Annotated in this window: 19 protein-coding genes; 17 read left to right on the top strand and 2 right to left on the bottom strand. The window is 68.1% G+C overall.

Going from position 1 to position 21,403, the window contains the following annotated elements; genetic code table 11:
• Position 1: 1 nt before the first annotated feature.
• The 3 genes from ABZV44_RS13760 to ABZV44_RS13750 are packed head-to-tail and all read left to right on the top strand — an operon-like array spanning position 2 to position 3,709.
• The gene (locus ABZV44_RS13760; RefSeq protein WP_354835720.1) at positions 2-235 is read left to right on the top strand and encodes a LuxR C-terminal-related transcriptional regulator; all 234 of its coding nucleotides are present in this window, start codon (positions 2-4) and stop codon (positions 233-235) included.
• Positions 236-248: 13 nt separating this feature from the next.
• Positions 249-1,991 carry an ABC transporter ATP-binding protein gene (locus ABZV44_RS13755; RefSeq protein ID WP_354835718.1) on the top strand — a complete coding sequence of 581 codons (1,743 nt, stop codon included), beginning with the start codon at positions 249-251 and terminating at the stop codon, positions 1,989-1,991.
• Positions 1,988-3,709: an ABC transporter ATP-binding protein gene (locus ABZV44_RS13750; RefSeq protein WP_354835716.1), complete on the top strand. Its 1,722-nt coding sequence runs from the start codon at positions 1,988-1,990 to the stop codon at positions 3,707-3,709. The genes ABZV44_RS13755 and ABZV44_RS13750 overlap by 4 nt, the downstream gene beginning before the upstream one ends.
• Positions 3,710-3,887: 178 nt before the next feature.
• Here ABZV44_RS13750 and ABZV44_RS13745 read toward each other — a convergent pair whose 3' ends face one another.
• Together ABZV44_RS13745 and ABZV44_RS13740 are read right to left on the bottom strand one after the other, a co-directional pair.
• The gene (locus tag ABZV44_RS13745; protein WP_354835713.1) at positions 3,888-5,213 is read right to left on the bottom strand and encodes a salicylate synthase; all 1,326 of its coding nucleotides are present in this window, start codon (positions 5,211-5,213) and stop codon (positions 3,888-3,890) included.
• A 46-nt stretch (positions 5,214-5,259) separates the two neighbouring features.
• Complete coding sequence (locus tag ABZV44_RS13740) at positions 5,260-6,594, bottom strand: AMP-binding protein (RefSeq protein WP_354835710.1); 1,335 nt, start codon at positions 6,592-6,594, stop codon at positions 5,260-5,262.
• A gap of 178 nt (positions 6,595-6,772) precedes the next feature.
• Here ABZV44_RS13740 and ABZV44_RS13735 point away from each other — a divergent pair, with 178 nt between their 5' ends.
• The 14 genes from ABZV44_RS13735 (at position 6,773) to ABZV44_RS13670 (ending at position 21,362) form a co-directional block, all read left to right on the top strand.
• Positions 6,773-7,807: a ketoacyl-ACP synthase III family protein gene (locus ABZV44_RS13735; RefSeq protein ID WP_354835708.1), complete on the top strand. Its 1,035-nt coding sequence runs from the start codon at positions 6,773-6,775 to the stop codon at positions 7,805-7,807.
• A gap of 10 nt (positions 7,808-7,817) precedes the next feature.
• The gene (locus tag ABZV44_RS13730) at positions 7,818-9,425 is read left to right on the top strand and encodes an AMP-binding protein (protein WP_354835706.1); all 1,608 of its coding nucleotides are present in this window, start codon (positions 7,818-7,820) and stop codon (positions 9,423-9,425) included.
• The gene (locus ABZV44_RS13725) at positions 9,422-9,691 is read left to right on the top strand and encodes a phosphopantetheine-binding protein (protein WP_354835704.1); all 270 of its coding nucleotides are present in this window, start codon (positions 9,422-9,424) and stop codon (positions 9,689-9,691) included. Before ABZV44_RS13730 ends, ABZV44_RS13725 begins: the two co-directional genes overlap by 4 nt.
• On the top strand, positions 9,688-11,178 hold the full coding sequence (locus ABZV44_RS13720; RefSeq protein ID WP_354835702.1) for an amidohydrolase family protein: 1,491 nt from the start codon (positions 9,688-9,690) through the stop codon (positions 11,176-11,178). The genes ABZV44_RS13725 and ABZV44_RS13720 overlap by 4 nt, the downstream gene beginning before the upstream one ends.
• Entirely contained in the window at positions 11,175-11,939 is a 765-nt protein-coding gene (locus ABZV44_RS13715) for a 2,3-dihydro-2,3-dihydroxybenzoate dehydrogenase (protein WP_354835700.1), read from the top strand. Before ABZV44_RS13720 ends, ABZV44_RS13715 begins: the two co-directional genes overlap by 4 nt.
• Positions 11,940-11,987: 48 nt before the next feature.
• On the top strand, positions 11,988-12,614 hold the full coding sequence (locus ABZV44_RS13710; RefSeq protein WP_354836004.1) for an isochorismatase family protein: 627 nt from the start codon (positions 11,988-11,990) through the stop codon (positions 12,612-12,614).
• Positions 12,611-14,497, top strand: a complete 1,887-nt coding sequence (locus ABZV44_RS13705; RefSeq protein WP_354835698.1) for an anthranilate synthase family protein — start codon at positions 12,611-12,613, stop codon at positions 14,495-14,497. The genes ABZV44_RS13710 and ABZV44_RS13705 overlap by 4 nt, the downstream gene beginning before the upstream one ends.
• Positions 14,498-14,562: 65 nt before the next feature.
• Positions 14,563-15,075 (top strand): TetR/AcrR family transcriptional regulator, encoded by a 513-nt coding sequence (locus ABZV44_RS13700; protein WP_354835696.1) that lies wholly within the window; start codon positions 14,563-14,565, stop codon positions 15,073-15,075.
• A 73-nt stretch (positions 15,076-15,148) separates the two neighbouring features.
• Positions 15,149-16,615: a DHA2 family efflux MFS transporter permease subunit gene (locus tag ABZV44_RS13695; protein ID WP_354835694.1), complete on the top strand. Its 1,467-nt coding sequence runs from the start codon at positions 15,149-15,151 to the stop codon at positions 16,613-16,615.
• 28 nt (positions 16,616-16,643) lie between these two features.
• A complete protein-coding gene (locus ABZV44_RS13690; RefSeq protein ID WP_354835692.1) occupies positions 16,644-18,857 on the top strand; it encodes an MMPL family transporter in 2,214 nt (737 codons plus the stop codon).
• 157 nt (positions 18,858-19,014) lie between these two features.
• Entirely contained in the window at positions 19,015-19,287 is a 273-nt protein-coding gene (locus ABZV44_RS13685; RefSeq protein ID WP_354835690.1) for a hypothetical protein, read from the top strand.
• A gap of 31 nt (positions 19,288-19,318) precedes the next feature.
• A complete protein-coding gene (locus ABZV44_RS13680; RefSeq protein ID WP_354835688.1) occupies positions 19,319-19,837 on the top strand; it encodes a DUF2505 domain-containing protein in 519 nt (172 codons plus the stop codon).
• A complete protein-coding gene (locus ABZV44_RS13675; RefSeq protein WP_354835686.1) occupies positions 19,827-20,570 on the top strand; it encodes an alpha/beta fold hydrolase in 744 nt (247 codons plus the stop codon). Before ABZV44_RS13680 ends, ABZV44_RS13675 begins: the two co-directional genes overlap by 11 nt.
• Before the next feature lie 345 nt (positions 20,571-20,915).
• Entirely contained in the window at positions 20,916-21,362 is a 447-nt protein-coding gene (locus ABZV44_RS13670; RefSeq protein WP_354835684.1) for a hypothetical protein, read from the top strand.
• Positions 21,363-21,403 lie beyond the last annotated feature (41 nt).

Here is a 21,403-nt window from a genome sequence, read left to right as displayed (position 1 = left end):
GATGACCACCGTATCGTTCGCCACTTACAGCAACCATTCCGCGACGCTCACCCGCCGCGAGCGTGTGATCGTGGCCCTGGCGGCACAGGGGATGTCGAACCGGGATATCGCCGAGCGACTGTTCATCTCCATCCGGACCGTCGAGAACCACCTGCAGCGCAGCTACCACAAGCTCGGCGTGCACAGCCGGCACGAGCTCGGCGCTGCCGCCGCGCGTGTGCGCGCCGCCGTATGAACAGGGAAAGGTGATGGCAGAGAACAGTTCGACACTGAGTGAGCTCCTGCGACCGATTCGATGGCGGCTGCGCGCGGCCGTCGTGGCCCAGGGTCTCGGCGCGGCGGCCGGGGTCGTGCCGTTCATCGCGATCGCGGAGCTCGGGCGCGTGCTGGTCGGTACCGGACCGGACCGCGCGCACGACGCGTGGCGGTGGGTGGTGGTCGCCGTCGTCGCGTTGCTCGTCCGGACCATCCTGCTGCTCGCCGCGGGGGGCATCACCCACTTCGCGGACAACGAACTGCAGCTGCACATCCGGCGGCGGCTGGTGCGGCGGCTGGGGGAGGTGCCACTGGCGTGGTTCTCCGACCGCAACTCCGGGGCGGTGAAGAAGGTCGTCACCGACGACGTGGAGGCCATGCACCATCTGGTGGCGCACTCCCTGCTCGAGATCACCTCCGCCACCGTGGTTCCGGTCACCTCGCTGGCCTACCTGATCTGGGTCGACTGGCGGATGACGCTGGTGACGGTGCTGCCGCTGGTCATCGGCTTGGGGCTGTACTCCATCACCGCGGCCGCGATCGGCAAGAGCATGCCCGAGTACGGCCGGGCGATGGCCGAAATCAACAGCCGCGCGGTCGAATTCGTGCAGGGTATCGGCGTGGTCAAGATCTTCGGGCAGACCCGCCGGGCGCACGAGCGCTACTCCCGGGCCGCCGACGCCTTCACCACGTTCTTCACCGCCTGGGTGCGCTCGACGCTGACGTCGAAGACGGTGGCCGAGGTGGTGCTGTCGCCGGTGGTCGTGCTGACCGTGGTGCTCGGCGGGGGCGCGATATTCGTGACCCGCGGCTGGCTGGCGGCGGTCGACCTGCTGCCCTTCACGCTGCTGGGCGTCGGCCTCACCGCCCCGATCCTGTCGCTGTTCTACGCCGGCTACGAACTGAGCATGGCGAAGACCGCCGCCGAGCAGGTGCGCGCGACGCTCGACGCGGACGTGCTGCCGGTGTCCGCGAGTCCGCGTATGCCGCAGGACAATACGGTCCGGCTCGAGGGCGTGTGCTGCTCGTACGACGGTGAGGTGGAGGTGCTCGCGGGTGTCGACCTGGAGCTCGCGGACGGCACGGTGACCGCGCTGGTCGGGCCGTCCGGCGCGGGCAAGAGCACGCTCGCGACGCTGGTGCCGCGGTTCCGGGACGTGACCGCCGGCGCGGTCACCGTCGGCGGCGTGGACGTGCGGGAGATCGCGCCCCAGGAGCTGTACCGGCGAGTGGCCTTCGTGTTCCAGGACGTCCGGTTGCTCCGCGACACCGTCGCGGCGAACATCGCGCTGGCCCGGCCCGAGGCGACCCGGGACGAGATCATCGCCATGGCTCGCGCGGCCGCGATCCACGAGGAGATCGAGGCGCTCCCGCGCGGCTACGACTCGGTGGTCGGCATCGACGCCCGGCTGTCGGGCGGTCAGGCGCAACGGGTTTCGATCGCGCGGGCGCTGCTCGCGAACACCCCGATCGTCGTCCTGGACGAGGCCGCCGCCTACGCCGACCCGGAGTCCGAGGCCGCCGTACAGGACGCGCTGTCCCGCTTGACGGCCGGGAAGACGGTGCTGATGATCGCGCACCGGCTGTCCACGGTGACCGGGGCCGACCAGATCGTGGTCCTCGCCGACGGCACTATCGCCGAGCAGGGCCGGCACGACGAATTGCTGGACGCCGGCGGGCGGTACGCCCGCATGTGGGCGGAGTACGAACGTATCGAGGAGAGGACCGGCGCATGATCCGGAAACTGCTGACGGTCGTCGGGCCCGAGCATCGCAGCGCCCTGCGGCACATGCTCGCCGCGCTCGTGATCGGCGCTGTCCTGCAGGGCATCGCCTTCGCCCTGCTGGTACCGATCCTGAAGACCCTCTTCGGATCCGACCCGGGCTCGGTGCTGTGGCCGTGGATGTACGTGCTGCTGGTCGTGCTCGTGCTGTACGCCGTCGAGTACTACGTGAGCCTGCAACTCGGCGTCCGGGTGGGCGCCGCCCTGTCGAAGAGTCTGCACACCCGGCTCGGCGACACCGTCGCCTCGCTGCCGCTGGGCTGGTTCGGCGCCGACCGGGTGGGCATGCTCGGCCAGCTGGCCACCAAGAGCGTCATGGACATCATGGGCGTGCCCGCGCACCTGTTGCGCCCGCTGGTGAACACCGTCGTTACGCCGGCGACGGTGATCGTGGCGTTGTATGTCTTCGACTGGCGTCTCGCGGTTGCCGTGACGCTGACCGTCCCCGTGATCGTCCTCGTCTACCGCTGGAGTCTGACACTCAGCGGCCGGGCCGACGCCGCCCGGGCCGCCGCGCGCGCCGAGACCGGTGGCCGAGTCGTGGAATTCGCCCAATTGCAGCCGGTACTGAGGGTTTTCGGGCGCGGAGCCGGCGACAGGCTGCTGGAGGAGGCACTGCGGACCGATCACCGCACGGCGCGACGCGTGCTGGCGACCGCCGTTCCCGGTCTGGTCGGCCTGAGCGTCGCCGTCCAGGCGTCCTTCACCATCGTGATCGCGCTCGGCGTCTACCTCGTACTCGACCGCGACCTTGCGCCCGCCACCCTGGTGGCGGTCCTGGTGCTGGCGGCCCGATTCACCGAGCCCATCACCGAATTGGCGGTGCTGGGATCCACGCTGAAGTCCGCGGGCGGTGCGCTGGATCGCGTCCTGGCCCTGCTGGACGAGCCGGTGCTGCCCGAGCCGCTCACGCCGGCGACCCCCGCCGGCAACGAGATCCGGTTCGAATCGGTCGAATTCGGCTACGGTGACACCCCGGTGCTGCGGGACGTGTCCTTCGTGATCCCCGAGGGCACCACCACCGCGCTGATCGGTCCCTCCGGCTCCGGCAAGACGACGGTCAGCCGCCTGATCGGGCGTTTCTGGGACGTGAATGCCGGCCGGGTCACGCTGGGCGGTGTCGATATCCGCTCCGTCGCGGGCGTCGATCTGATGGCCCGGCTGTCGGTGGTGTTCCAGGACGTCTATCTGTTCGAGGACACCCTCGAGGAGAATATTCGCCTCGGCCGCCCGAATGCCACCGACGCGCAGGTCCGGGCCGCCGCCGAGGCCGCGCGGGTCACCGAGATCGTCGATCGCCTGCCCGACGGCTGGGCGACGCGGGTCGGCGAGGGCGGTGCGAGCCTGTCAGGCGGTGAGCGGCAACGGGTTTCGATCGCCCGCGCGATCCTGAAGAACGCTCCCATCGTCCTGCTCGACGAGGCGACGGCGGCGCTCGACGCCGAGAACGAGCGGGCGGTCCACGACGCGCTCGCCACTCTCACCGCCGACCGCACCGTCCTGGTCATCGCCCACCGCCTGCACACCGTCATGCACGCGGATCAGATCCTCTTCCTGGACAACGGCGAGATCGCCGAACGCGGTACCCACGACGAACTGCTCTCCGCCGACGGCCGCTACGCCGGTTTCTGGGCGCAGCGCCACCGTGCCCGCAACTGGTCCCTGACCTGACGGTCACCATCGACGCCGGTCGGGCCTCCCGCGTTGCACATGCGCGGGAGGCCCGACGGTTTTCGTGAATCGTGATGTCGTGTCGGCGGATTGGTGCCCGATACCGGATTGCCTCCCGTGAGACCCCTTGGTCTCGCGGGAGGCAATCCGGCTGTCTCGCGTGAGCGGCGAGTTCGGGTCAGCTACGTCGAACCAGGTAAGGGGCGACGCTGCCGAGCTTCTCGCAGGTCTCCTCGAATTCACGCTCGGGGCTCGACTGCGCGATGATGCCCGCGCCGGCTCGGAGCCAGGCGACGCCCGCGGACTGGTAGACCGCGCGCAGGACGAGGGTCGCCTCGAGGGCGCCATCGGGCGAGAGGGTCACCACCGCACCGGAATACAGGCCGCGGGCGGAGCCGTCGATGCGGAAGATGGCGTCGACACAGGGGCGCTTCGGGATGCCGGAGGCGGTGACCGACGGGAAGAGGACCTCGAGGGCGTCCCAGGCGGTGTGGTGGGAGGCGAGGCGGCCCTGGACGGTCGAGGCGAGGTGCTGGACGCTGCCGCGTTCGCGCACCGACATGAAGTCGGTGACCGCCAGGGTGCCCGGGTCGGCGACCCTGGCGACCTCGGCGCAGGAGGCACGCACCGAGACCGCGTGTTCGACAATCTCTTTCGGGTCGCTCTGCAGGTCGTCGCGTGCGGCGCGGTCGGCCGAGAGACCCCGGCCGAAGGCGCGGGTCCCGGCGAGCGGTTCGGTGGTCACGGTGCCGTCGGTATCCACGGACAGCACCAGCTCGGGGCTGAAGCCCGCCGCCTCGAGGTCGCCGAGTTGCAGGAGGAACGATCGTGCCGGGGTGTTGTGCGCGCGTCCCAGGCGGTACGTCTCCGCGAGGTCGATCCGGAAGGGCAGATCGACCCGGCGCGAGAGAATGACCTTGTCGTAATAGCCCGATCGGATCTCCTTGATCGCGGTCGCGACCCGGCGGCGATAGCCGGTCGGATCGGCCGCGACATCCACCGCCTCGGCCTCCGGCAGGGGATCGACCGGCGCGGCGAGGATCTCGTCGATGTGATCGGCCTCCCCGGCGGCGGCGCCCCAGACCGTGACCGCGGACGCGGTGATGGTGACCTCGACGCGCGGAATCATCAGGTGCGCCAGCGTGATTCCGGGAGCGAGGTGATGCCGCGCGTCGAGGGCATGGGCACAGAACTCGAATCCGATCCAACCGTAGGCAGAGCTGGTGGCGGCGGTGGGATCATCGAGGCGGACGCGGTCGAGCGCCTGCTCGAGGGCGGTCACGGGGCGGCCCGTCCAGGACTCTTCGCTGGTGGTCCCGCGCGCGGTGATCCGCACCCGGTCGGTGTTCAGCTCGATCGTTGCCAGGGGGTCCGCGGCGAAAACCCAAGCGCCGGGGCGCTCGTAGACGACGTAGTCGCCGAAGAGTCCCGATCGCGCCAGCCGGCTGACAGCGGCCACCGGGTCGGCGACAGTGTCGGTGGCGGCAAACTCTGTTGTGGTCACGTGCCTTCTCCGTCGTTCTCTACTGTCCCCGCCGATTCGTGGCGGGTCACTGGTACATCAGGGCTTTGTCCCAGGATTCGTCCGGCCCGAACAGGTAGCGGGCCTTGAGGATGTCGCGCTCCGCGGTCAGTGCGTCGGCCGGGACGAGCGTGCCCGGCCGCAGCGGTGTGATCCGGTGCGGGATGCCGAGGGCCGCGTCGATCGCGGCGCCCAATTCGCCTGCGGCGCAGTCGCGGACGTCGTCGGCCGCCTCGAATTCCAGCAGCAGCGCGTCCGGTGTCGCCCGGGCGCGCCAGAACATCACCTCGAATTCGCGGGGCAGGGCGAAGACCAGCTCCTCCAGCTGGTTCTGCGTCACCGTCCGGCCGGCCACCGGGTAACCGAAGCCCGCGCGCCCCAGGACGCGCACGGTCGGCAGCACCAGCCCGCAGGGACAGGGGTCGTAGCTCACCTCGACGTCGTCGGCGAGGTTGTAGCGGAGCAGCGGCATGGCCTCGCGATAGAGCGGCGTCACGACCAGCCGGCCGCGGCCCGCGGCCGAAATCCGGCCGGTGTCGGGGGAGTACACCTCGAAGATCGCCCGGTCGGCCCAGAGATGCAGGCGGCCGTCCTGGCATTCACCGGCGACGGTGCCGGTCTCGGTCGAGCCGTACTCCTCGACGATCTTCACCCCGCCCCAGATCTCGCTCAGCCGGCGCTTGCGCGCGGCGGTCATCGGCTCGGCGGCGACGAACATGGCGCGCAGGGAGGGGAAGTCGGTGTCCGGGCGCAGGCCGGCCGCCCGCGCCGCCGCGGCGATCATCACGGCCTCGGTGGGGTTGCACCACGTCAGGGTGACGTCCAGGGCGGCGAGTAGCCGCACGATCCGCGCCAGCGGCAGCGCCAGTGAGCGCGCGTCCCCGGGGACGACCGTCGCGCCGCGCAGCCGGCCGGCGGCCTGCGCGAGGTGCCCGGTGATCACGAGCGCGTACGGCGTCCGGACCAGAAAGGTGTCCTCCGGGGTGATTCCCACCCATTTGCGGGCATATCGCTCGGCGAGATCGATCCAGTCCTCGTCGGTGTAGTAGGACGCGGTGGGATGGCCCGAGGTGCCGCTGGATTCGTGGTAGGTGGCCAGCTCCCGGCGGTCCACCGCGAGGAGCCCGAACGGATAGCAGTCCCGCAGATCCTGCTTGGTGGTCAGGGCGAGGGATTCGAAGTCCGCGGCCTCGACCGGTGCGCCACCGTCCGCGTATCGGTTGCCGTAGAACGGGGATCGAACTGCGCGTTCGAACAGCCGGGGCAGTCTGGCGCGCTGTAGCTCCGCGAGTTCTTCGAAGCTCGTCCAGTCGCCCGGCTCCGGGCGGCGGGTGGGCGCGGGCACGGCCGACACGTGTGTCATGAGTACTCCTTCAGCGGAACGTATTCATGACTATCCCGGGCTCGGCGGGCCTTGCCAGAGGCAAGGCTACTCAAACTTCGGCCGGGGCTACTCAAATTTGCGAGAAGTTTTCCATCGCAAGCAAATTGAGTACCGACTACTCATGAGATCCGGGCCGCGAAATGGTCGTATAGTCGCCATGCGGACCCAAGACCTGTATCTGGCGGGCATCGGAAGTGAAGTGCCGGAACTGATTCCGACGTCGTCGGCGGTCGCGGCCGGCTGGTACGACGAGTCGGCGCTGGCGGCCTCCGGCCTCGAGTCGATCGCGGTCAGCGCGAGCACTCCGGCGCCCGAACTCGCCATCGCGGCAGCCCGGAAGGCGCTCTCGGCCAGTGGGCACGAGCCCGCCGACGTCGGGGCGCTGATGCACACCTACACCCACCACCAGGGTCCGGACGGCTGGTCGGCGGCGCACTACATCCTGAACAACACCGTCGATCGTCCCGTCCCGGCCCTGGAGATCAAGCAGGGCTGCCTCGGCATGCTGGCCGGTCTGGAGGCCGCGGCGAATCGCCTGGTGGCCAACCCCTCTCATGATGCCGTGCTGATCACCACCGGCGACAACTTCTCCACGCCGCTGGTCGACCGCTGGCGGGCCTCGAAGCTGTTCGTGCTGGCGGACGCCGGCTCGGCCGCGGTGGTCTCGCGCCGCGGCGGTTTCGCGAAGGTGCTCGCGGTCGGCTCGCTCTCGGACTCCTCGATGGAGGTGCTGCACCGCGCCGGTGAGGAGCTCTTCCCGCCCGGCGTCACCCGCGGTGTCGGATTGAACTTCGACGACCGTGCCCTGAAGGTGCGCGAGCAGTGGGCCGCGGGCCAGGCCCCGCCGATCCGCAACTTCGGGCTGCGGGTCGCCGAGATCGCCCAGCGCACGCTGGACGAGGCCGGGATCGGAATGGACAAGATCACGAAGGTCTGCCATCTCGGCTTCGCCCGCGACTCGCTCGAGGCGATGTTCCTGCTGCCGCTGGAAATCGATGAGCAGCAGGAGGTCTGGGACTTCGTCCGGACCATCGGCCACACCGGTACCGCCGACCTGTTCCTGGGGCTCGAGCACGTGTGGCGGACCGGTCAGGTCGGCCCCGGCGACCATGTGCTCATGATCGCGACGGCGGTCGGCATGGAAGCCGGCGCGGCGGTCGTCGAGATCCTGACTCCGGCGCCGGCCGCGTAGGGGAACCGTGATGCTGACCGGATGCACCGCGTGGCCGGCGGACACGGCCGAGCGCTACCGACGACTGGGAATCTGGCGCGGTGAGCCGCTCGACGCGCTGACGACGCATGCCGCCCACCGCGAAACCGACGCTGTCGCACTGGTATACGGCGATCGCCGATACACCTACGGCGAACTGGAGGAGTGGATCTTCCGGCTGGCGTCCGGTTTCGCCCGGCAGGGCGTGGCCGCCGGGGACCGGGTGCTCGTGCAACTCCCGAATGTCCCGGAGTTCGTGGCGATCGTCTTCGCGCTGATGAAAATGGGCGCCAAGCCGGTCTTCTCGCTGATCGCCCACCGGCATACGGAGATCACCCACCTCGTGCGGCTCTCCGGCGCGACCCACTACGTGTTCCCGGATGTGCACCGCACCTTCGACCATCGTGAGCTCGCCCTCCGCGTCCGGAGCGAGAACCCCTCGCTGCGAACGCTCTTCGTGGTCGGAGCGGCCGTCGACGGTCTGGTGGCGGTGGACGCGCTCGGCGTCGACGAGAACTGGACGCCGCCGCCGGCCGACCCCTCGGACATCGCCTTCTTCCTGCTGTCCGGAGGCACCACGGCGCTGCCGAAACTGGTGCCACGGACCCACGACGATTACGCGTACCAGCTGGCGCAGACGACCGCGCTGTGCGGAATCACCAGCCACGACACGTATCTGGCGGCGCTGCCCATCGAATTCAATTTCGCCTGGGGATGCCCCGGCGTCGTCGGCACGCTGGCGACGGGCGGCACCGTGGTCCTGTCGGACACCCCGAATCCCATGGCCTGCATGCCGCTCGTCGAGCGCGAAGGGGTGACCTTCACCTCGCTGGTGCCGTCCGTGCTGGCGCTGTGGATCGAGGTCGCCGAGTGGACGACCGCGAATCTGAGCAGCCTGCGCCTGGTGCAGGTCGGCGGCGCGAAGCTGTCCCGCGAACTGGCCGCGCGGGTGATGCCCGCACTGGACTGCGATCTGCAGCAGGTGTTCGGCATGGCGGAGGGCCTGCTGTGCTTCACGCGCGCCGACGATCCGCTCGAGGTGAAGCTGACCACCCAGGGGCGCCCGGTCTCCTACGCGGACGAGATCCGGATCGTCGACGGAGTCGAGCCGGTACCGCTGGGTGACGTCGGCGAGCTGATCACGCGCGGCCCGTACACGATTCGCGGCTACTACTCCGCGCCCGAGCACAACGAACGAGCGTTCACCACGGACGGTTTCTACCGCACCGGCGATCTCGCCCGGCTGACGCCGCGGGGTGATCTGGTGATCGAGGGCCGGATCAAGGACGTGGTCATCCGAGGCGGCGACAAGATCAACGCCGTCGAGGTCGAGGAGCATCTGCTCACGCACGCGGCGGTCGCGGCGGCCGCCGTCGTCGGCCTGCCCGACGAGCTGTTCGGCGAACGCATCTGCGCGTTCATCGTGCCGTCCGGGCCCGCGCCGACGACCGCGGAGCTGCGGCAGGCGATGCACGCGCGCGGGGTCGCCGACTACAAGCTGCCCGATGAAGTGCGGGTGGTCGGGGAATTGCCGCTGACCCCGCTGGGCAAGGTCGACAAGAAGGCGCTGGCGCGCACAGTGGAAGGAGTGCCGTCGTGACGAACGGTGCGGCTCGAGGTGTTTCGGCGATCCCCGGCGAGAGCGAACTTCGCGCGCTGCTGGCCGTCCCCCTGGAGTTGGCGGACCCCGCCGAACTCGACGCGGACGCGAATCTCGTGCTGCTGGGGCTGAGTTCGCTCGAGATCATGCGAATGGTGGGGCGCTGGAACAAGGCCGGCATTCCCGCGGACTTCGAGGCGCTGATCGAAGTCCCGACGCTGCGGGCCTGGGTGACGTACTTCACCGGGCTGGAGACGAGCCGATGAGCGAGCGCGCGGTCCTGATCGAAGGCGGCTGCGTCTACCCGGCCGACTCCGGCGACACCGTCATCCCGCGGGGCTCGGTCCTCGTGGTGGGGGAGCGGATCACCGCCGTAGGCTCCGTCGAGGAAGTCCGCGGCGCTGTCGCCACACTCGACGCGGCTGTCCGTGACGCGCTGGAACTCGTCGACGCCGGCGCGATGATGGTGCTGCCCGGCCTGGTCAACGGGCACTGGCACGACATGTTCGCGATGGGATTCCCGCTGCGCGGCGCCCTGCGCCCGGCCGCCGATCGAGCCGATGAGGTCGGCTTCTTCGGCGGTGGCGGCGACATGCACACCATCTCGCGCACCTTCGACTCCTTCGACGGACTGATCGCCGGGCTGACACCCGACGAGGCCTACGCCATCGCCCAGTACTCCATGTGGACGCAGCTGCGCGGCGGCGTCACCACCATCGGCGACGTCGGCTCGCTCAATCGGCCGCACGACATGGTCAGGGCCGCACTGGATCTCGGCATCCGCTTCAGCGCGACCACCTGGGCGGGGGACGCCGTCTGCCCGCCCGGCGGCGACCGGTACGAGCGCACGCGAGACACCGAGACGGTGCTGTCCGCGGTCGAAGACCTGCTGCGCCAGTGCGACTCCGATACGACGGGCCGCATCAGATGCCGTCCGAGCATCGCGTACGTGACCAATATGACCGACGAGCTCGGCTTCGGCTTCGCCGACCTCGTCAAGGGGCACGACGTGGGCTTCGCAACCCACGTCGGCGCGGTCCGCAACGAGCCCGAGGTGCTCCGCACGTACTACGGCACGACCGGTGTGCGGCGGCTGCACGACCTCGGCCTGCTGACCGACAAGCTGATGGCGGCGCACTGCGCCTTCGTCGACGAGGAAGAGCAGCGCCTGCTGCTCGAGGCGGGCGTCCATATCAGCCACTCGCCCGGAAAGTACGGTCCCGCAGGCGAATCCACGATCACCGAGACGGGTGTGGTGCCCGCGCTGCGGCGGGCGGGCCTGGACGTCTCACTGTCCACCGACGGAGCCTCGCTGCCGAACGCCGGCATGGCCGAGACGATGCGCGCGGCCTGGCTCACCTACAACGAGATGGCCGCCAGCCAGATCGAGGTACTGCCCACGGACGCGCTGGCAATGGCGACCCGCATCGCCGCGAAGGGCCTGCAGTGGTCCGCTGAGATCGGCAGTCTGGAGCCGGGCAAACAGGCGGACCTGGTGCTCGTGCGCACGGACGACTGGCGCTATCTGCTCAATCCCCGGCCGTTGGAAAGCTTCCTGTGGCTCGGTGGTTCCGCCGACGTGGACACGGTGATGGTTGCCGGGCGGACCTTGATCGCGGGTGGAGAGCCGGTCGGCATCTCCTTCGCCGAGCTGCGCGACCGCTACCTCGACGCGCTGGGCTCCTTCACGACCCGTTGCCTGCGCGTCCCCGGTGACGTGGTCGACGGCATCCTGAACGGGGTCGCGCGATGAAGGTAGCGCTGGTGACGGGAGCGGCCGGCGGAATCGGCGCGGCGATCGTCCGCGAACTGGCCTTCGCCGGAATCGCGGTCGCCATGGTCGACCGGGATCCAGCCGCGTTGGAACGGGTGGCATCCGGGCCGGGACTCGAGGATTGCCGGACGCTGTCGCTGGTCGCGGACGTCAGCTGTGCCGAGCAGGCCGAGGGCGCGGTGCTCCAGGCCTGCACTGCGCTCGGCGGTATCGACTATCTCGTCAATGCGGCCGGCGTCCTCCAGTCCGGCTGGATTGCCGACATGTCCGACGAGGACTGGCACTACACCATGGCGGTGAACGTCGGCGGTGTCTTTCATATGAGCCGCGCCGTCGCACGGCAGATGGCGGGCCGGTCGAGGGGCGCGATCGTCACCGTGTCGTCCAATGCCGGATCGACCCCACGCATGGGCATGGCCGCCTATGCGGCCTCGAAAGCCGCCGCGACCATGTTCACCCGCTGTCTCGGGCTGGAGCTCGCGCAGTACGGGATCCGCTGCAACGTAGTGGCTCCCGGATCCACCGATACACCGATGCTGACCGCGTTGTTCAACCACGAGCAGGCTTCGCGCGTCGCGGTGGACGGCGTCCCGGAGGCCTTCCGGATCGGTATTCCCCTGGGCCGCATCGCACAGCCCGATGACATCGCCGCGGCCGTCCGCTTCCTGCTGTCCGACGCCGCCGCCCACATCACCCTGCAGGAGCTCGTCGTCGACGGCGGCGCGACCCTGGGTGTCTGACCGAGGAGGACTGTCTCCGTGGCGATTTCGCCTATTGCCCCCTATCCCATGCCGACCGAGCCGGAGCTGCCGGCCAACCTCGTCGACTGGGCGATCGAGCCGCACCGGGCCGTCCTGCTCGTCCACGACATGCAGCACTATTTCCTGCAGCCGTTCGCGGACGGCTGTGAGCCCCGGAGCGCACTCATGCGAAACGTGCGACGGCTGCGGGAACACTGTGAGCAGCTGGACATTCCGACCATCTATACGGCGCAACCGGGCAGCATGACCCGGGAGCAGCGGGGTCTGCTGCTGGACTTCTGGGGTCCGGGTATGTCCGCACGGCCCGAAGATCGCGGCATTCCATCGGAGATCGCCCCCGCCCTCGGCGATCCCGTCCTCACCAAGTGGCGGGCCAGCGCGTTCCACAGCACGAATCTGCTCGAGCGGATGCACTACCTGGAGCGCGACCAACTGCTGATCTGCGGTGTCTACGCCCACGTCGGCGTGCTGCTCACCGCCGCCGACGCCTTCGCGAACAATGTGCAGGCCTTCGTGATCGCCGACGCGGTCGCCGACTTCACCCCCGAATACCACCGGATGGCGATGGAATACGTGGCAACCCGCTGTGGCCGCGTGGTGCTGACCTCGCAGGTGGCCACGGAACTCGCAGCGTACGAGACGAGAGTGCCTTGACCGCTCGGAACCAGCAGCGGATCGCCGAGTTGGGCTGCGGTGGAACGCCTTTCGCGCTGTTGTATCGCCCGGAGGCCGGACCCGGGAATCGTATCGAGGCGCTGCTGGGCGATATGCACGAGGTAGCGGGCACCGCTCAGCTGCCCGATGCCGGCATGGGCGGCACGGACTGCCACCAGCTGCTGGCGCTGTTGCCGTATCGAGTGGTCGGTGAACGTGGCTTCGCCCACCCGCCGGACGCGGAGCCGGTGTTGTACCTGAAGGTCACCGAGAGTTTCGAGCTCGAGCCGGACGCGTTCCGGAAGGGTTTCGCCGATCACCGGATCGATGTGGGCGAGGGCGAATTCGACATCAGCGACGACGAGTATGCCGCCCTGGTCGCACGCGTCGTCGCCGAGGAGATCGGCCACGGCGCGGGAGCCAACTTCGTGCTGCGGCGAACCTGGCGGGCCGAGGTCGGCAACTGGGACGTCGCCTCCGGATTGGCATTGTTCGCGCGCCTGCTCACCGGCGAGCGCAGTGCGTATTGGACGTTCCTCGTCTATACCGGCGAGCGGATGCTCATCGGCGCGAGCCCGGAACGCCATGTCAGCCTCGATCGCGGCACGGTCGCCATGACACCCATCAGCGGCACGTACCGCTATCCGGCCGGTGGGCCGACCCCCGCGGGCGTCCTGGATTTCCTTGCCGACGGCAAGGAGGCCAATGAGCTGTACATGGTGCTCGACGAAGAGTTGAAGATGATGTGCCGGATCTGCGACGAGCCCTACGTGGAGGGCCCGGAACTGCAGGAGATGGCTCACCTCGCCCACACCCGCTACCTCATCACCGGGCGCAGCGATCGAGACTATCGAGAGGTGCTGCGGGAGACCCTGCTCGCGCCCACGGTCACCGGCAGCCCGCTGGAGAACGCGTGCCGGGTGATCGCGCGCTTCGAACCGGACGGCCGCGGCTATTACGCCGGGGTGGTGGCACTTGTCGGCCGCGACGACAGCGGCGCGCGGCGAATGGATTCGGCGATTCTGATCCGGACCGCCGACATCGACTCCGCGGGCGCCATGCGAATCGGCGTGGGCGCCACGATCGTTCGTGATTCCGATCCCGCGGCGGAGGCGCTGGAGACGCGGGCCAAGGCCGCGGGGTTGCTGAACGCCCTGCGCCGCGGCACCGTGCCTCCGGCGTATGCGGGCATCGGCGACCATGTCGCCGTTCGCGAGGCATTGCGTGCGCGAAACAGCCCGCTCGCACCGCTGTGGCTGGATCCGTTGCCCCCCGCACCGGAGTATCGCGGCCGCACCGCGGTGATCATCGATGGCGAGGATGCCTTCACCGCGATGGGTGCGCGGATGCTGCGCGCGCTCGGATTCGCCATCACCGTGCGCAGATTCGATGCACCGCTCGATGTTTCGCGATTCGACCTGGCCGTCGTCGGCCCGGGGCCCGGAGATCCTCGCGAGGTGCGGGATCCGAAGATCGCGAGGCTGCGCGAGCTCACCGAGGAACTGCTCGCCGCCCGGAGACCGTTCTTCTCGGTGTGCCTGGGCCATCAGGTGCTGAGTACGGTGCTGGGGCTGCCGATTCGGCGCAGAGCGGTGTCGAATCAAGGTGTCCTGAGGGTGATCGACCTGTTCGGCGTCGCCGAGCCGGTGTACTTCTACAACGCCTTCGAAGCGCACAGCGACAGTGAGGTTTTCGAGGCTCGCGGTAACGGCGGCCGCGTGCTGGTGGCGCGCGACCCGCGCACCGGCGAGGTGCACGGGCTGCGTGGCGACGGCTTCGCCTCGCTGCAGTTCCATCCGGCATCGGTGATGTCCCGCAACGGGAGCCGGATCGTGTCGAGGCTGGTGTCCGAACTGTTAACGACTGCTGAACTGTCCGCCTAGCACGTTGCTTAGTTGGGTGAGTGCTCACTAAACTAAGGACCATGAGCTCACCGGTAAGGACGCGCATGTCGAAGAGTGCGCGACGCGAACAGGTATTGGCTGCCGCCATCGCCGAATTCGCTGCCGGTGGCTATGCGGCGACGTCAACGGAGTCGATCGCCCAGCGAGCCGGAATTTCGCAGGCCTACCTTTTCCGATTGTTCCCGACCAAGAAAGCGGTCTTCCTCGCCGCGGCGAATCAAGCATTCGATACGGTCGAGAACGCTTTTCGTGCGGCGGCCGCCCGGAGCGTCGCAACCGATGCCGCCGATCGTCTGGACGCGATGGCGGACGCCTACATCGATCTGCTGGGCGATCGCCAGTCACTGACCTTTCAACTGCAGATATACGCGGCGTCGGCTCTCGACGAGGAGATCCGGACCCTGGCGCGTGAACGCTTCCATCGGCTCTACCAGACGGTGCGGGAGCTGTCCGGCAGCGATGCCGGCGGGGCGTTCAATTTCATGGCTCAGGGCATGTTGCTGAATGTCACGAGTGTGCTGGAACTAGAACTGTTGAACCCGGACGCGGGCGAGTAGCGTCCGGGTTTCTGGCGGTTTCTCAGCGCAGTCGATTTACGAACTACGCCATAATTCTTCATAAGGAACCACCATGTCGAATACCGACTCTCGTCGTGTGTTGTGGACCTTTATCGTCAGTGGAATCGCCATTTTCATGGTCTCGCTGGACAATCTGGTCGTCTTCAACGCGCTTCCCACCATTCGGACCGAACTGCATACGGGCCTGGACGGCCTGCAGTGGATCATCAACTCCTACACGCTGACCGAAGCGGTGCTGCTGCTGGCCGGCGCATCACTGGGTGATCGATTCGGCCGCAAGCGCACCTTCGTGGCCGGCCTGGTCATCTTCACCGCGGCGTCCGCGGCCTGCGCCCTGTCCTCGTCGATCGGCCTGCTGATCGCTGCCCGCGCGGTACAGGGGGTGGGTGCGGCCATCGTCATCCCGTTGACCTTGACGCTGCTCGCCCAGGCCGTCCCACCGGCCAAGCGCGGTGCGGCCATCGGGATGTGGAGTGCCATGAGCGGTCTGGCGGTCGGTCTCGGCCCGGTGGTCGGCGGTGCGATCACGAATTACGCGTCGTGGCAATGGATCTTCTGGATCAATGTGCCGATCGGTGTGGTTCTCGTTCCGCTCGCCATCGCCCTGGTGGGGGAGAGCTTCGGCACGAGTGCCCGGCTGGACCTGGTGGGTAACGCACTGATCGCGCTGGGCCTGCTCGGCATTGTGTTCGGCCTGATCCGCGGCAATGATCACGGATGGACCAGTGCCGGTGTGCTCGGCTCGCTGATCGGTGGCGCGCTGCTGCTCGCGGTGTTCGTCGCGTGGATCAACCGGGTCTCCGAGCCGATGGTGCCGCCGGTGATCTTCACCAGCCGCGGTTTCACATTGACCGCCCTGGCGGCGCTCGGGATGTCGGTCGGCATGTTCGGCGCGGTGTTCTTCCTGGTGCAGTTCCTGCAGTCGGCCCAGCACTATTCGGCGCTGTCGGCCGGCGTGCACACCCTGGCGTGGACGGCCATGCCGACGTTCACGGCCCCGATCGCAGGCATCCTGATCGACAGGATCGGCGGAAAGCCGGTGCTGGTCGTGGGTTTGGTGCTCCAGGCCATCGGCCTGGGATGGCTGGCGGCGGTCACCACCCCCGATGTCTCCTACGCGGTGCTCGTGCCCTCCTTCGTGATCAGTGGCGCGGGGATGGGCCTGTTCTTCCCGCCGATCGCGCGACTGGCGCTGGAATATGTTGCGCCGCAATTCGAAGGCGTCGCCTCCGGCGTGTCCAGTGCCATCCGCTACTTCGGGACGGTGCTCGGTATCGCGGTGCTGGGAGCGGTGTTCGCCGCCCACGGCAGCTACGCCAACCCGCGAACCTTCACCGACGGCTACGTGCCCGCGCTCTGGTGGGCCTGCGCCTTCCTGACGGTGAGCGCGATCGTCGCGATCCTGCTTCCGCGACGGCCCGAGCGGGCCGGCAGCGGGGCGCCCGCAGCGGCGGAGACCGCCACGGCCGCAGCGGCGGAGACAGCCGCGGATGCGCCCGAAACAGTAACGGCTCGTTGATCTTTCCTGCTCGAAAAGGGGTGTAGCAGTGTTCGAAAGACTGGGCTACTTCATCCACCGCCGGCGACTGATCGTGCTGGCCGTCACGGCGGTGCTGGCCGTACTGTCCGGAATCTACGGGCTCGGGGTGTTCGGCGACATGGTGCCGAACGGCTTCGAGGCACGCGGCTCCGACAGCCGCACAGCGGCCGTACTGGCCGACAAGTCGTTCGCGCAGCGCAGTCCCGACGCGGTGATCATCTACCGCAGCGCGGATCGCACCGTAGACGACCCGGCGTTCCGCAAGTCGGTCGAGGATGTGCTCGACGGACTGCCGGGCACGGCGGTCACCGGATCGGTCGACTATTGGCGTACCGGACTGGACGAGCTCGTCAGTCATGACCGGCACGCGACCTACACGCTGCTGAATTTCGTCGGTGGCGACGACAATGCCAAGCAGGACAGCTATCTGAAGATCAAGGACAAGCTGTCGGCGACGGGCCTGCAGACCTTCCGAGGCGGTAACACACCCGCGGGATACGAAGCCGGTGATCAGGTCGGCAAAGATCTCGGCATGGCCGAGGGACTGTCGTTCCCGGTGCTGTTCATCTTCCTGGTGATCGTGTTCGGTGGATTCGTCGCGGCCGGCCTGCCGCTCGCGGTCGGAGGTCTCTCGATCCTCGGCTCGATGGCCGTCCTGCGGGTGTTCGCCCGATTCACCGACATCTCCGTCTTCGCAATGAGTCTGGTGACCATCCTCGGCCTGGCCGTCGCCATCGACTACGGCCTGTTCATCGTGAGCCGCTACCGCGAGGAGATGGAACAGGGTCATACGGGTGGCGACGCGCTGGCCCGCACCCTCGCCACCGCCGGCCGCACGGTCGCCGTCTCCGGTATCACCGTCGCGGTCGCGCTCGCCTCGATGAGCTTCTTCCCGTTCGTGTTCCTGAAGTCGATGGCCTACGGCGGTGTCGCGGCCGTGTTGCTGTCGATGTTCTTCTCGCTCGTGGCGCTGCCCGCGGCCCTGTCGCTGCTGGGACACCGCCTCAACGCGCTGTCGCTGTGGAAGCAGCGTTCGGTGATCCCGAGCGCCACCGGATTCTGGTACCGGCTGGCCCAGGGCGTCATGCGCAGGCCGGTGCTCGTCGCGGCGGCCGCCATCGCGCTGCTGCTGGTGCTGGCGTCGCCCGTGCTGCGCATCGAATTCGGGGTGAACGACGCGCGGCAGCTGCCGGACTCGGCGCAGGGCCGCCAGGTGTTCACCATGCTCGAGAAGGATTTCCCGCGCGGTGCGGCGAAGACCATCGACGCGGTCGTGGTGCTGCCCGCGGGCGTGGACACGCCGAACGAGCAAGCGGCACTGGCGGATTACGCACGCCGGCTGGCCGGCGTACCCGGCGCGGGCCGGGCGGAGATCACCGGCGCCCAGGGTACGGTGGCGCGAGTATCGGTGGCCTACGACGGCGTGGCGGTGTCCAAGCCGAGCCGCGAGCTGCTGCACCGGCTGCGTGATCAGCCGAAACCCCCGGGCGCATCGGTGTATTTCGGTGGCGAGACCGCGACCTACGACGACACCCTGAACCGGCTCGGCGACGCGCTGCCCGCCATGCTGATCTACATCGCCGTCGCCACCTACCTGCTGCTGTTCCTGGCCTTCGGCTCGGTGCTGTTGCCGTTGAAGGCGATCGTGATGAACCTGCTGTCGCTGTCGGCGACCTTCGGCGTGCTGGTCTGGATCTTCCAGGACGGGCACTTCGCCGATCTGCTCGGTTTCCAGCCCACCGGCAATATCGAACCGAACATGCCGATCATGTTGTTCGCCTTGATCTTCGGACTGTCCATGGACTACGAGGTCTTCCTGCTCTCCCGGGTGCGCGAACAGTACGACACGCTCGGCGACCCGACCGCCGCGGTGGCCACCGGCGTGCAGCGCACCGGCCGGCTCATCACCAGCGCCGCGTTGCTGATGTGCGTGCCGTTGGCGGCGATGGCCTCCAGCCAGGTCCTCACCATGATCCTGTTCGGCGTAGGCATGGTCGTCGCAATCGTGTTGGACGCCACGGTGGTTCGGATCCTGCTCGTCCCGGCCATCTTGCGACTGCTCGGCCACCTCGGCTGGTGGGCCCCGGGCCCCCTGCGTCGCCTCTACGAACGATTCGGAATCCGCGAGTCGGACGGCGACATCGAGATCGAGCAGCCCGCAGGTGAGATCGAGCAGCACACAGGCGATACCGAACCAGCGGTCTCCGGAACCCCGTCGTAATCAGAGAAACAACAAGAGAAAGAAGAGGCCCGTCATGCCCGCTCTGCCCTGGACCAAAGGAACTCACAAGCCCGCCGCTGGCGATCAACTCCACGTTCTCACCTCACGACTGCCGCTTCGGAGCTACGCCGACGTGCCCCGATTTCTGTACTGGACCATGAGGATCCGCAGCCAGCTGCAGTCGGCGCCCGGCTGCGTCGGGTTCGCGCTGGACGCCAAGCTGATCACCAAAACCTTCTGGACGCTGTCCGCGTGGTCGGACAAGGAGGCCATGGACAGCTTCGCGCACAGCGGCACGCACGCGAACATGCTCGCCGATATGAAGGGGCGGATCGGCAACCCGAGCTTCGTGGATTCGACGGCGACCACGCAGGACATCCCGCTGTCCTGGCCGGATGCCCGGGCTCGAATCCAGAAGCTGCTGCCCTGAGGGCCGCCGAGCGGTAGATCTAGGAGTGGTTGTGGGTCAAAAGATTCGTTTGATCAGTGAATTTCCCTTCTCGGCCGGACTGCTCCATGACGCGATGGTCAGTCCCGAATACTGGCGGGCGCGGGTGGCGGAATTGGACGGGCCGCTTGCCGAGCTGTCGATTCGGCGCGACTCGGACGACATGATCGCCACCGTGTCCAAACCCCTTGCTCCGGACCGCATCCCGCCCCGGCTGTCGAAGGCGTGGCCGGCCGGCATGCGCCTGGAATACTCCGAGCGTTGGTCGCCGTTCGCCGACGGGGTGGCCCGGGCGGTGGTCCGGGGCACCATTTCCGCGATCGGCTCGATGTCCGGCGTTTTCGAATTGCGTGACAGCGCGGACGGCTCCGTGTGCGAATACGTGGTGACGGTCGAATCCGGAATCCCGATGGCGGGGAGGCTGATCGCCGGGGCTTTCGCCAAGGGGGTCATCGAGGACTCGGGCGCGGTGGACGCGTTCACCGAGCGCTGGCTGAAATCGCGTGGTGCGGAGGTTCCCGGTGGCGCGTGACGTGTTCGCGACCTGGACCCGGCGCATGCGTGCCGGTGCGCCGGGACAACCCACCCTGGTGTGCTTTCCACCCGGCGGCGGGGCGGCCGGTGGCTATCGCGCACTCGCGAACCACATCGCCGACGGTATCGCGGTCTACGCCATCCAGTACCCGGGCCGCCGCGATCGCATCAGCGAGGCACCGATCGGCTCATTGACCGAACTGGCCGATCACGTCGCCGAGGCACTGGAACCGCTCGGCGGTGAGCTGGCCTTCTTCGGCCACAGCATGGGTGCCACAGTGGCTTTCGAGACGGCCCTGCGCCTCGAGACGCACGGCCGCCGCCTGAGAAGGTTGTTCGTCTCCGGCCGGACTGCTCCCTCCGAGCCGCCGCCGGACACGACGATCGAGACGGACGACGCCACATTGATCGCCGAAATGGAGCGTCTGGCGAACGACCCTCGGTCGGTGGCCGTCCTGCGAACCGACGCCGCGCTTGCCGCTGCCGTGCTTCCCTCGGTCCGGAACGATTATCACGCGATCGAGCGCTACGTTCACATCCTCGGCGAACCGCTGCGTTGCCCGATCGTCGGTCTCACCGGTGCCGACGATCCCGTGGTTACACCCGCCCAACTCGAACGATGGCGTATGCACACCAGCGGGGCGTTCGAGTTGCACATCTTCCCCGGTTCACACTTCTACCTCGACGCCCGGCCTGCGGAGATCGCACATGTGATCAACAGCTGTATCTGAGATCCGCTCTCGGGTCGCCGTATTCGTGAGAGGCAGTAGCGAGAAGCCTCTCGCGGGTATGCGTAGTGCTGCTCGATCTGCTCGGCTACCTCTTTCGAGGTATGCGGTTACCTCCAAAGTGGACTCCAGTCCTTACGTCCGCGCCCATAGCCTGAGAGCGAGTCCGGTTGCGAACGACAAAGGTCGGACCTGGCCGAGGACAGTGGGCCGTGGATCGATCGGCTCATGGCGCGAACGCGCGCTGAATCGGTTGCGGGCACTACTCCCGCCGGAGGCCGAGAGCTGGGTGGCCCGATCGATTGTTCTCGATCCAGACCCCGAAGTCACTGAAAGGAAACCGGTTCGATGTCGGTGGAAAGCCAAACGCCCAATGGGGCAGTCGCGCCGACTCTGTCACGGACGACCTGTCGAATTGCCGGAATTCTGTTACTGGTAATGCCATCAGTGGAATTCGGCGGATACTTCCTCACCCTGGTCGATACCGGCAAGGTGCCGCAGACCACATTCCAGCAGAGCTTCGACCGCGCCGGCCACGCGCACGCGGCCGTGTTGCTGATTCTGTCGCTCGTTTCCCTGCTGCTCGCCGATTCGCTGCGGCTGGCCGGCTGGTTCGGCTGGGTCTCCCGGCTCGCGATTCCGGCTGCCGCGGTGCTGATTTCGGCCGGGTTCTTCCTCTCGGCGCTCGGGAGCGGCCGGACTCAGCCGAACCCCCTGGTCATCGTGCTGTGGCTCGGAGTCATCAGCCTGACCACCGGATTGATAAGTCTCGGCGTGGCTCTGCTGCGTCGCTAACCGTCTCGCGTTTCACGTCTTCGACGTTTCTTGCCTGGAGT

This window comes from Nocardia sp. NPDC004860 (genome assembly GCF_040609015.1).
In the GTDB taxonomy this organism is placed as follows: domain Bacteria; phylum Actinomycetota; class Actinomycetes; order Mycobacteriales; family Mycobacteriaceae; genus Nocardia.
This window is presented reverse-complemented; position numbering and strand designations above follow the sequence as displayed.

What these genes read in the sequence shown, in the direction of transcription:
- ABZV44_RS13750 (WP_354835716.1), top strand. Translation starts at nt 1,988, where the DNA reads ATGATCCGGAAACTGCTGACGGTCGTCGGGCCCGAGCATCGCAGCGCC.
- ABZV44_RS13695 (WP_354835694.1), top strand. Translation starts at nt 15,149, where the DNA reads ATGTCGAATACCGACTCTCGTCGTGTGTTGTGGACCTTTATCGTCAGT.
- ABZV44_RS13720 (WP_354835702.1), top strand. Translation starts at nt 9,688, where the DNA reads ATGAGCGAGCGCGCGGTCCTGATCGAAGGCGGCTGCGTCTACCCGGCC.
- ABZV44_RS13730 (WP_354835706.1), top strand. Translation starts at nt 7,818, where the DNA reads ATGCTGACCGGATGCACCGCGTGGCCGGCGGACACGGCCGAGCGCTAC.
- ABZV44_RS13755 (WP_354835718.1), top strand. Translation starts at nt 249, where the DNA reads ATGGCAGAGAACAGTTCGACACTGAGTGAGCTCCTGCGACCGATTCGA.
- ABZV44_RS13735 (WP_354835708.1), top strand. Translation starts at nt 6,773, where the DNA reads ATGCGGACCCAAGACCTGTATCTGGCGGGCATCGGAAGTGAAGTGCCG.
- ABZV44_RS13710 (WP_354836004.1), top strand. Translation starts at nt 11,988, where the DNA reads ATGCCGACCGAGCCGGAGCTGCCGGCCAACCTCGTCGACTGGGCGATC.
- ABZV44_RS13670 (WP_354835684.1), top strand. Translation starts at nt 20,916, where the DNA reads ATGTCGGTGGAAAGCCAAACGCCCAATGGGGCAGTCGCGCCGACTCTG.
- ABZV44_RS13715 (WP_354835700.1), top strand. Translation starts at nt 11,175, where the DNA reads ATGAAGGTAGCGCTGGTGACGGGAGCGGCCGGCGGAATCGGCGCGGCG.
- ABZV44_RS13760 (WP_354835720.1), top strand. Translation starts at nt 2, where the DNA reads ATGACCACCGTATCGTTCGCCACTTACAGCAACCATTCCGCGACGCTC.
- ABZV44_RS13740 (WP_354835710.1), bottom strand. Translation starts at nt 6,594, where the DNA reads ATGACACACGTGTCGGCCGTGCCCGCGCCCACCCGCCGCCCGGAGCCG.
- ABZV44_RS13685 (WP_354835690.1), top strand. Translation starts at nt 19,015, where the DNA reads ATGAGGATCCGCAGCCAGCTGCAGTCGGCGCCCGGCTGCGTCGGGTTC.
- ABZV44_RS13700 (WP_354835696.1), top strand. Translation starts at nt 14,563, where the DNA reads ATGTCGAAGAGTGCGCGACGCGAACAGGTATTGGCTGCCGCCATCGCC.